The 13,321-nt window shown below is 71.3% G+C and carries 7 protein-coding genes; 3 read left to right on the top strand and 4 right to left on the bottom strand.

The features are described 5' to 3' along the window. Positions 1-7: 7 nt before the first annotated feature. Positions 8-3,244, bottom strand: coding sequence for an efflux RND transporter permease subunit (locus ACE3UN_RS04225; protein WP_374673662.1), 3,237 nt, complete (start codon positions 3,242-3,244; stop codon positions 8-10). 37 nt (positions 3,245-3,281) lie between these two features. Further along, positions 3,282-4,469: an efflux RND transporter periplasmic adaptor subunit gene (locus ACE3UN_RS04220; protein WP_374673661.1), complete on the bottom strand. Its 1,188-nt coding sequence runs from the start codon at positions 4,467-4,469 to the stop codon at positions 3,282-3,284. A gap of 349 nt (positions 4,470-4,818) precedes the next feature. Here ACE3UN_RS04220 and ACE3UN_RS04215 point away from each other — a divergent pair, with 349 nt between their 5' ends. Together ACE3UN_RS04215 and ACE3UN_RS04210 are read left to right on the top strand one after the other, a co-directional pair. Continuing rightward, positions 4,819-6,033: an efflux RND transporter periplasmic adaptor subunit gene (locus ACE3UN_RS04215; protein ID WP_374673660.1), complete on the top strand. Its 1,215-nt coding sequence runs from the start codon at positions 4,819-4,821 to the stop codon at positions 6,031-6,033. A 4-nt stretch (positions 6,034-6,037) separates the two neighbouring features. Next, positions 6,038-9,244: an efflux RND transporter permease subunit gene (locus ACE3UN_RS04210; protein ID WP_374673659.1), complete on the top strand. Its 3,207-nt coding sequence runs from the start codon at positions 6,038-6,040 to the stop codon at positions 9,242-9,244. A 28-nt stretch (positions 9,245-9,272) separates the two neighbouring features. On the opposite strand, the gene aroC is transcribed toward ACE3UN_RS04210, so the two are convergent. Continuing rightward, a complete protein-coding gene (gene aroC, locus ACE3UN_RS04205; protein WP_374673658.1) occupies positions 9,273-10,370 on the bottom strand; it encodes a chorismate synthase in 1,098 nt (365 codons plus the stop codon). Positions 10,371-10,561: 191 nt separating this feature from the next. Here aroC and ACE3UN_RS04200 point away from each other — a divergent pair, with 191 nt between their 5' ends. Continuing rightward, on the top strand, positions 10,562-12,802 hold the full coding sequence (locus tag ACE3UN_RS04200; protein WP_374673657.1) for a putative bifunctional diguanylate cyclase/phosphodiesterase: 2,241 nt from the start codon (positions 10,562-10,564) through the stop codon (positions 12,800-12,802). Here ACE3UN_RS04200 and ACE3UN_RS04195 read toward each other — a convergent pair whose 3' ends face one another. After that, positions 12,803-13,288, bottom strand: coding sequence for a CBS domain-containing protein (locus ACE3UN_RS04195; protein WP_374673656.1), 486 nt, complete (start codon positions 13,286-13,288; stop codon positions 12,803-12,805). Positions 13,289-13,321 lie beyond the last annotated feature (33 nt).

Raw genomic sequence — 13,321 nt, 5'->3', positions numbered from 1 at the left:
GGGCCGCTCAGCGGTCGGCCGGCGCCCCCAGCGGGCCGCCCGAGGGCACCGCGGGCGCCGCGTCGTGCGCCCCGCCGCCCCAGCGGCGCGCGGCCCAGTCGCCCAGCTGCACCAGGTAGCTGTAGACCACCGGCACCACCACCAGCGTGAGCAGCGTGGAGGTGATCACCCCGCCGATGATGGCGCGGCCCATCGGGGCCTGCAGCTCGCCGCCGTCGTTCAGGGCGATGGCCATGGGCAGCATGCCGAAGACCATCGCGGCCGTGGTCATCATGATGGGCCGCATGCGGATCTGGCCGGCCTCGAGCAGCGCATCGCGCATGCTGGCGCCGGCACGCCGCGCGTGGTTGGCGAAGTCCACCAGCAGGATGGCGTTCTTGGTCACCAGGCCCATCAGCATCACGAGGCCGATCATCGAGAACACGTTCAGCGTGGACCGCCACAGCAGCAGCGCCAGCATCACCCCGATCAGCGACAGCGGCAGCGACACCATGATGGCCACCGGCTGCAAGAAGCTGCCGAACTGGCTGGCCAGCACGATGTAGATGAAGATCACGGCCAGCCCCATCGCGCTGACCAGGCCGCCGAAGGCCTCGGCCTGCTGCTTGCCGGCGCCGTCCACCATGAAGCTCACGCCAGGCGGCAGCTGCGTCTGCTTGATCAGCTTCTGCACATCGGCGTTCACGTCGCCCGACGGCCGGCCCTGGACGCCGGCGAACACGGCCTCACGGCGCTGCAGGTTCTGGCGGCGGATCACCTCGGGGTTGAACACCGGCTCGATGGTGGCCACCTGGTCCAGGGCGATGGGCGAGCCGTCCTTGGCGAAGGCGACGGGCAGCTTGCTCATCTGCTCGACGCGCTCGCGCTGCTGCTGGGGCAGGCGCAGCAGCACCTCCACCCGGTTGCCGTCGGGCGTGGTCCAGTGGGTCGCCACCTCGCCGTTCACGTAGGCGCGCAGCGACGCGGCGACCTGCGGGCCCGTCAGCCCCAGCTCGCGGATGGCCGATTCCTTCAGGCGCACCGCATAGGCCGGCAGGCCCGGCTTGACCGTGGTGTCCACGTCCACCACGCCCGGGATCTTCTTCAGCTTCTCCGCGAACTCCCTGGACACGCGGGTGAGCTGTTCGCCGTCCGCGCCCAGGATGGTGATCCACACCGGCCGGTCGAAGCCCACGCTGGCCTCCAGGCCCGGGATGCCGGCGATGTCCGCCCGGATCGCGTCCTCGATCTGCTTCTGCGTGCGGCTGCGCTCGCCGCGGTCCACCAGGGCGATGTTCAACGCCGCCTGGTTGCGGCCCGTGGCCAGGCCCTCGCCGGTGGAGCCCACGACTGTCTGCACGGTCCTGATCTCGGGGTAGCGGGCCAGGATGGCCTCGACCTGCAGCACCTTGTCGTTGCCGCGCTCCAGGCTGGAAGCGACGGGAAAGCGCAGGTTGAGCTGGGTGAAGCCCTGGTCCGTCTGCGGCACGAACTCCGTGCCCACCAGGGGCGCCAGCCCGAGCGCCAGCACGAAGCTGCCCACGCCCGTCCAGCCGATGATGCCGCGCGGTGTCAGCGTCACCCGGCGCAGGCGGCGCGGCATGGAGCGGTCGCGCCGGCCGGCGGTGTCGAAGGGCCGGCCCCAGGCGGGCAACGGCAGACGGTAGCGGCGGCCGGAGAACGCCCAGGTGATGAGGCGGCCGTACACCCGGTGCAGCGTGTCCATGGCGCGGTCAGTGCCCCGGATCAGGTGGCCGATGACCGGTACGTGCTTCAGCCGCTCGCTGGGCGGGTCGCGCCACACGCTGGACAGCATGGGGTCGAGCGTGAAGCTGACGAACAGGCTCACGATGACCGCCACCGCCACCGTGATGCCGAAGGGGTAGAAGAACTTGCCGATGATGCCGCCCATGAAGGCCACGGGCACGAACACCGCGCAGATGGCGAAGGTGGTGGCCATCACCGCCAGGCCGATCTCGTTGGTGCCGTCGAAGGCCGCCGTGCGGTGGTCCTTGCCCATGCCGACGTGGCGCACGATGTTCTCGCGCACCACGATCGCGTCGTCGATCAGCAGGCCGATGCACAGCGACAGCGCCATCATCGTCATGAAGTTCAGCGTGAAGCCGAAGGCATGCACGGCGATGAAGCTGGAGATCACCGCGATGGGCAGCGTCAGGCCGGTGATGATGGTCGAGCGCCAGCTGTGCAGGAACAGGAAGACGATGGCCACGGTGAGCAGCGCGCCTTCGACCAGCGTGTGGCGCAGGCCCTTGAGCGAGTTCTTGACGAAGTCGCTGGATGCGTAGATGAGGTTCAGCTCCACGTCGGCCGGCAGGCCCTTGCGCAGCTCCTCCATCGCCTCCTTCACCGCGTCGCCGGTGGCCACGATGTTGGCGTCCTGCTGCTTGAACACCGAGAAGCTGATGGCCGGCGCCCCGTTGGTGCGGGCGATGGAGTCGCGCTCGCGCTCGCGCTCGACCAGGGTGCCCAGGTCACCCAGCGTGAGCGGCAGGCCGCCCCGGTGGGCCACGACGATGCCGGCGAACTGCTTCGGGTCGCGCACCCGGCCCTCCACGCGCAGGATGGCGTCGGACACGCGGTCGGACACCAGCCCCACCGGCTGGTCGGCATTGGCCGCCGCCAGGGCGGTGGAGATCTCCGCCGGCGTCACGCCGTAGGCGCGCAGGCGGGTGGGGTCCAGGTCGATGCGCACCTCGCGCGAGACCAGGCCGCCCACGTCCACCATGGCCACGCCGTCGACCCGCTGCAGGCGCTTGGCGATGGTGAGCTCGCCCAGCGTGGACAGCTCACGCGGCGAACGCGTCTTGCTGGTCAGCGCCATCACGACCACCGGCTGGCTGTTGTCGGCCTGGAAGCGGTTCACCGTGGGCGGCTTCACGTCCTCGGGGAACACGCCCTGCACCGCCGCGATGCGGTCGCGCACGTCCTGCATGGCGCGGTTCATGTCGGTGTTCAGCGAGAACTCCACGCTGGCCTGCACGCGGCCCTCGAAGCTGCGCGACTGCACCTTGTCCACACCGGCGATGGTGTTCAGCGCCTCCTCCAGCGGCTTGGCGACCTCACGCTCCACGGCCTCCGGGGACGCGCCGGGGTAGCGCACGTCGATCCACGCGCCCGGCAGGGTGATGTCGGGCATCTGCTCGACACCCAGCTTGCTGTACGAGAACAGACCCAGCACGCACAGCGCCACCATGATCATGGTGGCGAACACGGGGTTCTGGATGGAGATGCGGGTGATCCACATGGCGGCGCCCTTGTTCCTGGTGAGCCCGGCGGGCGGGTCAGCGCGACTGCGCTGCGGTGGCGACGTTCGGCGTGGCCGGCGATGCCGCCGACGCGGCGGTGGCCGGCACCTGGGCCAGCACGCGGGCCGGTGCGCCTTCGCGCAGGTTGTCGAAGCGCATGGCCAGCACCTGCGCCTGCGGCGACACGCCCTCCTTCACCTCGACCAGGCCGCGCGCTTCGTCGCGGCGGCCGGTGGTGACGGCGCGGCGCATCAGCTTGCCCTGCTCGATCATCCACACGTACTCCTGGCCCGACGCGCTGCCGATGGCGGCCACCGGGAGCGTCAGCCGCGTCGTGGCCTCGGGCAGGGCCACGCTGGCCTGGGCGTACTGGCCGGCCCGCAGGCGTTCCTGCGGGTTCGGGATGGCCACCGCCACGCCGATGGACCGGGTGCCCGGCTCGGCGGCCGGCGAGATGCGCGCGAGCTGGCCCTTCACGGGCTCGGCCACGCCTTCCACCTGCACCTGCACCGGCATCCCGGGTTGCAGCGCGCCCACCTCGTGCGTGCCCACGCTGCCGGCCACTTCCAGCCGGCCGAGATGGACGATGGTGACCACCGGCTGCTCGGTGGCGACCTTCTCGCCAGGCACCACGTGGCGCTTGGAGACGATGCCGGCGATGGGGGAGACCAGCGCGGCCTCGCGCAAGGTGATGCGCACGGTCTCCACCTGCGCCTGCGCGGCGGCCAGCGCGGCCCGCGCGCTGTCCAGGGCGGCCTTGGACGACTCCAGCGCATTGGAGGAGATGAACTGCTGCTCGGCCAGGCGCTGGTTGGAGGCATGGGTGCGCTCGGCCTGCACCGCCTGGGCCCGGGCCGCCTCGGCCTGCGCCTGGCGCTCGTTCAGGCGGGCGTTCAGGTCCGCCAGGTCCAGCGTGCCCAGGCGCTGGCCTGTGCTGACCCGGCTGCCTTCGGCCACCGCCAGCTGCAGCAGCGTGCCCGCCGCCTTCGCACGCACCACGGCCGTGTCCGGCGCCACCAGCGGGCCGGAGAACTGGACGGTGGCCGCGAGCGCCTGCTGCCGGGGGGCCACCACCTCCTTGGTGGTGAAGTCCAGCACCTTGTCCTCGGGCTTGGGGGGACCCTCGGGCGCGCCCTTGCCGCCCTGGGTGGCCATGACGGCGACACCGCCGCCCGCGGCCAGCACCGCCACCACCACACCACCGATCACCCAGCGCTTGTTCATGCCTGCTCCTCGTGTTCTCCCGCTCGTTGCCGCTGGCCACGGTGAACACCACCTTGGCCGCAGCATCGAGCGGGGCGCAGTGTAGGAGTCGGGTTCCGGCCGCACATCCCATGGGCGACGAACCGCCGCAGCGCACCGACGAAATGCAGAACGGGCGGATGAGCCGGCGAGGCCAGCGCCGGCCGGGGCCGCGGGGCGCGTCGCGCTGCACAGCTGCCATTCAATCCGGCCAGCCGGCGTTTCGTCGCACCCGCATCTATCAGTGGCGGGGCCGCGATAAGCTTCGCGCCGCTTCCCACAGGCCCATCCGGCCGACCATCATTCGAACCCGTCTGGAGGAGATCCCCCGATGTTGCGCCGTTCCCCCACCGCCGCGCGCGCGGCCCATCCGCAGCCCGCCGCCCGCCTGGTGCACACCGCGCTGGCGGTCACCCTGGCGGCGGCGCTCACCGCCTGCGGCAAGCCGGGCGCCGGTGGCCCGGCCGGTGCCGCGTCCGCCCCCGCCGCCTCCGCGCCGGTGTTGCTGCTGTCCCCGCAGGACGTGACCACGCTGGGCACCGGCGTGCACGCCTCCGGTCCGGTCATCACCGGCTCCATCCAGCCGGAGCGCCGCGCCGACCTGCGCGCCGAGGTCTCCGCCATCGTGCTGCAGGTGGTGCGGGACAACGGCGAGGCGGTGCGCCAGGGGGATCTGCTCGTGCGCCTGGACGACACCTCCATCCGTGACAGCCTGGCGTCCGCCGAGGAAGCCGCACGGGCGGCTGGCCAGTCGCTGGACCAGGCCGAACGCACCTTCACGCGGCTGAAGACCCTGCAGGCCCAGGGCATGAGCTCGATGCAGGCGCTGGATGACGCGGAGGTGCGCCGCAACCAGGCCCAGAGCGAGCTGGTGGCGGCCCGGTCGCGCGCGGTCGCCGCCCGACAGCAGCTGCAGCGCACCATGGTGCGGGCCCCCTTCGACGGCGTGGTGAGCGACCGCAAGGTATCCGCCGGCGACACGGCGCAGGTGGGCAAGGAGCTGGTCAAGGTGATCGACCCGGCCAGCATGCGCTTCGAGGGCCTCATCGCCTCGGACCGCATGGGCGAGGTGCGCCCCGGTCAGGCCGTCAGCTTCCGCATCAACGGTTTCGGTGATCGCCGCTTCAGCGGCAAGGTGCGCCGCGTGGACGCCTCGGCGAACGCGGCCACCCGCCAGGTGGTCGTGCAGGTGGCCTTCGATCCCGGCAGCGAGGTGCCGCCGGTGGCCGGGCTGTATGCCGAGGGCATCGTGGCCACCAGCTCGCAGCCGGCGCTGATGCTGCCCGAGGCGTCCATCGTGCGCGAGGGGGACAACGCCTTCGCCTGGAAGATCAGCGGCAGCGCGGTCCGCAAGGTGCAGCTGCAGCTGGGCGAGCGCGACGCGCGCAGCGGCGAGGTGGTGGTGGGCGCGGGCCTGGCCACAGGCGACCAGGTGCTGCGCCGCCCCGGCTCCACGCTGGTCGACGGCCAGAAGATCGAGCGGGCCGCGCCGGCCGCTGCCCCGGCCGCCTCCGCCGCCCCGGCGGCCTCGGCCCAACGGAGCTGACGCCATGTTCCTGTCCGACTTCAGCATCAAGCGTCCGGTCGCGATGATCGCCATCATCGTGGCCCTGATGTTCATGGGGCTCATGGCGCTGCAGCAGCTGCGTGTGAACCAGATCCCCGACGTGGAGCAGCCCATGCTCGTCGTCAACATGAACTACCCGGGGGCCTCGCCCGACTCGGTCGAGCGCGAGATCATCAACCGCGTCGAGAAGGCGCTGCAAAGCATCTCCGGCGTCGACGAGATCCACTCCACGGCCAGCGAGGGCAACGCGCGCATCCAGGTCATCTTCCAGTTCAGCAAGAACATGGTGGAGGCAGCGGACGAGGTGCGCAACGCCATCGGCACCGTGCGCTACAAGCTGCCGGTGGAGATGCGCGAGCCCGTGCTGCAGCGCGTCGACCCGGCCGCGCAGCCCATCATGCAGCTGGCCCTGTCCTCGTCCAGCCAGAGCCATGCGGAGATCTCCCGCCTGGCCGAGGACGAGGTGGCCGACCGGTTCCGCGCCATCCCCGGCGTGGCCACCGTCGACGTCAACGGCGCCCTGCGCCGGGAGCTGTCCGTGCTGCTGCACGCCGAAAAGCTGCGTGCGTTCAACGTGTCCGTGGCGGAGGTCGTGGCGGCGCTGCGCAACCAGAACGCCACCGCGCCCGTCGGCAAGGTGCGCGGCACGCTGGAAGACCAGAGCATCCGGCTCGTGGGCCGCATCGAGCGGCCCGAGGAGTTCGAGCAGATCGTGGTGCAACGCCGCGGCGAGCAGATCGTCCGCCTGGGCCAGGTGGCCACCGTGCAGGACGGCTTCGCGGAAGTGACCAGCGTGTCGGTGCGCAATGGCAAGCCCAACGTGGGCCTGTCGGTCACCCGCGCGCGCGACGCGAGTACGGTCTCGGTGGCCAACGAGGTGCGGCAGCTGGTGGCCGAACTGGACAAGACCTTGCCCGCCGGCACCCACATCGAGGTCACCCAGGACGGCGGCAAGGACGCCGAGAACAGCCTGAACAACGTGATCCACGCCCTGGTGTTCGGTGCCGGCCTCACCGTGGCGGTGGTGTACGTGTTCCTGAACTCCTGGCGCTCCACGCTGATCACGGCGCTGAGCCTGCCCACCTCGGTCATCGCGGCGTTCATCGCCGTCTGGGCCAGCGGGTTCACGCTCAATTTCATGACGCTGCTGGGCCTGTCGCTGGCCATCGGCGTGCTGATCGACGACGCCATCGTGGTGCGGGAGAACATCGTGCGCCACATGGAGCACGGTGCCGACCGCGTCACCGCCGCCCGCCAGGGCACGGCGGAGATCGGGCTGGCGGTGGCCGCCACCACCTTCTCCATCGTGGCGGTGTTCGTGCCCGTCGCCTTCATGCCCGGCGTCTCCGGCGAATGGTTCCGGCCCTTCGCGCTGACGGTGGTGTCCTCGGTGCTGGTGAGCCTGTTCATCAGCTTCACGCTCGACCCCATGCTCAGCGCCTACTGGGGCGACCCGCCGGGGCACCTGCGGGGTGAGCCGCGCGGGCTCACGCGCATCCTGGCGCGCTTCAACGCCTGGTTCGACCACCAGGCCGATCGTTATGGCCGGGTCATCGCCTGGGCGCTGCACCACCGCGTGTGGATGTTCGTGTTCACCGTGCTCAGCCTGGTGGCGGCCATCGGCCTGTTCGGCAAGTTCGGCGGCACCAGCTTCCTGCCCGGCGGCGACTGGGGCACGCTGGCGATCGACGTGCGCACGCCGCCCAGCAGCAGCCTCGAGTACTCCCGCGTGAAGCTCGAGGCCGCCGCGCAGCTGGCCCGGACCCTGCCGGAGACCAAGGCCACCAACTCCTACGTCAACCCCAACGGTGGCCGCATCTACGTGGACATCGGCAAGAGCACCGAGCGGCAGCGCTCGGGCTTCGAGGTGGCCGCGGACCTGCGCCAGCGCGTGTCCCGCCTGGTCGGGGCCGAGTACACCGTGCTGGACGACCTGAACAACGGCGCGCAGAAGCCCGTGCAGATCCGCTTCCACGGCACCGACAGCCGCCAGCTGCAGGCCATCACCAACGAGTTCATGGCCAAGCTGCGCCAGGTGCCCGGCGCGGTGGACGTGGGCTTGTCCGAGCAGGACCCGCAGGACGAACTGCAGATCGAGCTGGACCGCGGCCTGGCCAACGCGCTGGGCATCTCCGCCAACGACGCCGCGCAGGCGCTGCGCGTGGCCTTCGCCGGCGTCGAGGTGGGTGACTGGGTCGACCCGAGCGGCGAGACGCGCGACGTGGCCGTGCGCCTGCACCCGGCCGACCGGGTGGACGCCAGCAACATCGAGCGCCTGCCCATCACGGTGACGGGCAGCAACACCATCGTGCCGCTGGACCAGATCGCCACCGTCACCATGGGCAAGGGGCCCTCGCAGATCCGCCACGCCGACGGCAAGCGCATGATCGCGGTGACCGCCAACGCCCAGGGCCGCTCGCCCGGCGAGGTGACGGCCGACGCGATGAAGATCGCGCGCGCCATGAGCTACCCGCCGGGCTTCGGGCTGGAACTCGCCGGCGCCTCCCGCGACCAGCAGGAGGTCTTCGGCCGCATGGGCGCCGCCCTGGTGCTGGGCATCCTGCTGATGTACCTGGTGCTCGTGGTGCAGTTCAGCTCGTTCACGGCCCCCATGCCGGTGATGCTGTCGCTGCTGTTCACGCCCATCGGCGTGGTGATCGCGCTGCTGGTCACCAAGAGCACGCTCAACCTGATGAGCTTCATCGGCATCATCATGCTGGTGGGCCTGGTGGCGAAGAATGCCATCCTGCTGCTGGACGCCGCCCGCGCCAAGGAGGCGGAAGGCATGGACCGCGAGGAGGCGCTCATCAGCGCGGGCCAGCGCCGGCTGCGCCCCATCCTGATGACCACCTTCGCGCTCATCGCCGGCATGCTGCCGGTGGCCATCGGCGTGGGTGAAGGTGGCGAGTTTTACCGGCCCATGGCGGTGGCCATCATCGGCGGCACCATCACTTCGACGTTCCTCACCCTGCTGGTGATCCCGAGCTTCTACGACTCCATCGAGATCAAGCGCGACCATGCCGTGGCCAAGTTCCATGCACGCAGCCAGCGCTGGAACGCCGGCGTGGCCTTCGTGCTGACGCTGCTGGAGGCGCTGGCGGCGCTGACGCTGCTGCGGGCGCTGTACCGCGGCGCCCGCTGGCTGTTCCGCCGCGCCACCGGCCGGGGCGCCGTGCCGGCCGCTGCCTGAGCCGGGGGGCCCCGCCGCGCGGCGGGGCTCAGCCCCCCGCCGGGATGACGGGGGTGGCCACGCGCACGTCGCCGCACTGGGCGCGGTGGCGCAGTGCGTGGTCCATCAGCACCAGCGCGAGCATGGCCTCGGCGATGGGCGTCGCGCGGATGCCGACGCAGGGGTCGTGCCGGCCGAAGGTCTCCACCGTGGCCGGCTCGCCGGCCAAGTCGACCGACCGGCGGGGCGTGCGGATCGAGCTGGTGGGCTTGATGGCGATGGACACGCGGATGTCCTGGCCGGTGGACAGGCCACCCAGCACGCCGCCGGCGTGGTTGCTGGCGAAGCCGTCGGGGGTGAGTTCATCACCATGCTCACTGCCGCGCTGGCGCACGGCATCGAAACCGGCGCCGATCTCCACGCCCTTGACGGCATTGATGCCCATCATGGCGAACGCGATGTCCGCGTCGAGCTTGTCGAACAGCGGCGCGCCCCAGCCTGGCGGCAGGCCGCGCGCCTCCACGTACAGCCGGGCGCCGATGGAATCGCCCGCCCGGCGCAGCTCGTCCATGGTGGCCTCGAGCCGGTCGATGCCCTGCGACGTGGCGGCGAAGAACGGGTTGGCGTCCACCTGCGACCAGTCGTCCATGGCGATCTCGATCTCGCCCAGCGCCGTCATGCAGCCGCGCACCGTGGTGCCGTGGTGCGACTGCAGCCACTTCTTCGCCACGGCGCCGGCCGCCACCATGGGCGCGGTCAGGCGGGCCGACGACCGGCCGCCGCCGCGGGGGTCGCGCACGCCGTACTTGTGCCAGTAGGTGTAGTCCGCGTGCCCCGGGCGGAAGGTCTGGGCGATGTTGCCGTAGTCCTTGCTGCGCTGGTCGGTGTTGCGGATCAGCAGGCAGATCGGCGTGCCGGTGGTCTGGCCCTGGTAGACACCCGACAGGATCTCCACGGCATCGGGCTCATTGCGCTGCGTGACGTGCCGCGAGGTGCCGGGGCGACGGCGGTCCAGGTCGGGCTGGATGTCGGCCTCGGCCAGCGGCAGCCCGGGCGGGCAGCCGTCGATGACGCAGCCGATGGCGGGGCCGTGGCTTTCGCCGAAGTTGGTGACGCGAAAAAGCTCGCCGAAGGTACTGCCGGACATGCCGGGATTCTATCGACCGGCCCACGCTGCGCCGGATCGGCGGCATCCCGTCACGAAATGGCAGGCATTTCGGGTGCGCCTTCCCGGTATGCCGGGCCGCGGGACGAGGCACAGTGCGGGACACGGCGCACACCCGCGCCGCGTTGCCGAACTGCGCTGTCCTGCCGTTGCCGCCCGACGGCCCCGCTGCCTTGTCCCTCGCCACCGATACCCCCTGGACCGCCCTGCTCGCCTCGCCGGCTGGCAGCTGGCTGTCCGTTGCCACGGCGGGGCTGGCCACCGCCCTGGCGGGCAGCGTGCGCGCCTGGCGGCGGGCACGGCGCGACGCCGCCCAGGCCCGCCACGGCGAGCAGCTCATGCAGGCCATGCTCGACCACACGCCGCAGATGCTGGGCCTGCTCGACGCCGAGGGGCGCCTGCTGCGACGCAACCGGGTGGCCGACGAGTGGCTCGGCCTGGCCGCCGAACTGGCGGACAAGCACCCCGTGTGGGCCCTGCCCGGCTGGCTGCACTCTCCCGACGAGGCCGACCGCCTGCGCCATGCCATCGCGCGTGCCGCGGACGGCAGGCCCCAGCAGGTGGAGGTGGGCATCGAGACCCGCCACGGCGCGCGCCGCGTGGAGCTGGCCGTGCGGCCGATGCGCCGGCGCGCCGACCGCGTCCCTGGCCAGGCCGCGTCCCACCTGATGCTGGAGGCACGCGACGTCACCCTGCGCAAGCTGGCCGAGGACAAGATGCGGCTGGCCTCGGCGGTGTTCGAGCAGGCCCGCGAGGCCATCGTCATCACCGACCCGCATGGCGTCGTCATCAGCGTCAACCAGGCCTTCACGGCGATCACCGGCTTTGCCCCCGAGGAGGTGGTGGGCCAGTACCCGGCGATGCTGCTGGCTGGCATCGAGGAGCCGGGCATCCTGCGTCGGCTCCGCCGGGGACTGGCGCAGGACGGCCACTGGCAGGGCGAACTGCGGGGCACGCGCAAGAACGGCAGCCCGTGCTCGGCCTGGCTGTCGCTGAGCCGCCGCACGGACAGCGCCGGCCGCACCAGCCACCTCATCGCGATCCTGAGCGACATCACCCGCACCAAGGAGACCGAGCAGCAGCTCATGCGCCAGGCCCTGTTCGACGGCCTGACCGACCTGCCCAACCGCCAGCTGCTGGAGGACCGGCTCCGCGTGGCCCTGGCCAGCACCGACCGGCAGCGCGACAGCCTGGCCCTGCTGTTCATCGACCTGAACCAGTTCCGGCACATCAACGACAACTTCGGCCACCGCACCGGCGACGGCGTGCTGCTGGAGATGGCGCACCGCCTGCGCGACACCCTGCGCGACACCGACGTGGTGGCCCGCGTCGGCGGCGACGAATTCGCCATCCTGCTGCCGGGCACCGATGCCGACGGGGCCGCCCAGGTGGCCGGCAAGCTGCTCGAGCGCGTGGCCCAGCCCTGCCTGGTGGACGAGCACGAGCTCAGCCTGACCCTGTCGGTCGGCGTGGCGATGTTCCCTGCCGACGGCGACACGGTGGAGGAACTCACCCGCTGCGCCGACACCGCCATGTACCGGGCGAAGCTCGAGGGGCGCGGCACCTACCGCTTCTTCGCCGCCGGCATGCAGCAGCGCTCGGTGCGCCAGCTGGAGCTGGAGGCGGCCCTGCGCCGCGCCACCGAACGCGAGGAGCTGCTGCTGCACTACCAGCCGCAGGTGGACGCCCGCACCGGCGCCGTGCTGGGCGTGGAGGCGCTGGTGCGCTGGCGCCACCCCGATCTGGGCATGGTGTCGCCGGGCGAGTTCATCCCGCTGGCCGAGAGCAGCGGCCAGATCACCGCCATCGGGGAATGGGTGATGCGCACGGCCGTCCGGCAGCTCACCGCCTGGCGCGACCGCGGGCTGAACGACCTGGTGGTGGCGGTGAACCTCTCGGCGATCCAGTTCCGCGATCCCCAGCTGCCCGACCGGGTGCGGGCCATCCTGGACGAGGCCGCCCTGCCGCCCGGCTGTCTGGAGCTGGAACTCACGGAAAGTGTGGCGACCGGCAACCCCACCGCCGCCATCGCCATGATGGACCGCCTGCATGCGCTGGGCGTGCGGCTGTCCATCGACGACTTCGGCACCGGCTATTCGTCGCTCAACTACCTGAAACGATTCCGCATCGACACGCTGAAGATCGACCAGAGCTTCGTGCGCGACATCGGCAGCGACGCGGACGACCGCGCCATCGTGCAGGCGATCGTGCAGATGGCCCACGCCCTGCAGCTGACGACCATCGCCGAAGGCGTGGAAACCGACGTCCAGGCCAGCTTCCTGCGCACGCAGGGCTGCGATGCAATGCAGGGCTACCGCTTCTGCCGTCCGCTGGACGCCCCCGGTGCGGAACAGTGGATCCAGACGCGGCGGGCGGCCCTGCAGGCGCTGGACCAGCCGCCCGTCGAAGGCTGATCAGCCGCCCGGCTTGCCCTCGGGCTGCGTGGCGCCCTGGGGCGCCTCGTCCTCGACCGGCCAGTCGCGGATGTAGGCCTTGAGCATGCGGTTCTCGAAGTCCTGCGCTTCCACCACCGACTTGGCCACGTCGTAGAACGAGATCACGCCCATCAGGGCGCGCCCGTCCAGCACGGGCATGTAGCGCGCATGGCGGCCGAGCATCATGCGGCGCACCTCGTTGATGTCGGTTCCCGGCGTGCAGGTGAGCGGCGCATCGTCCATCACCGAGCGCACCAGCGTCGCCCCCACCTGGCCGCCGTTCTTGACCACTGCCCGGATCACCTCGCGGAAGGTGAGCATGCCGATCAGGTCGCCATGCGTCATGACCACGAGCGAGCCGATGTCGTACTCGGCCATGGTGGTCACGGCCTCGGCCAGCGGGGTGTCGGGCGACACGGTGTACAGCGTGCTGCCCTTGACGCGGAGGATGTCGCTGACTTTCATGGGGCTCTCCTCGGGTGGCTTCCTCGGGTTCTT

The organism is Ideonella sp. (assembly GCF_041918995.1).
Lineage (GTDB): Bacteria > Pseudomonadota > Gammaproteobacteria > Burkholderiales > Burkholderiaceae_C > Ideonella.
This window is presented reverse-complemented; position numbering and strand designations above follow the sequence as displayed.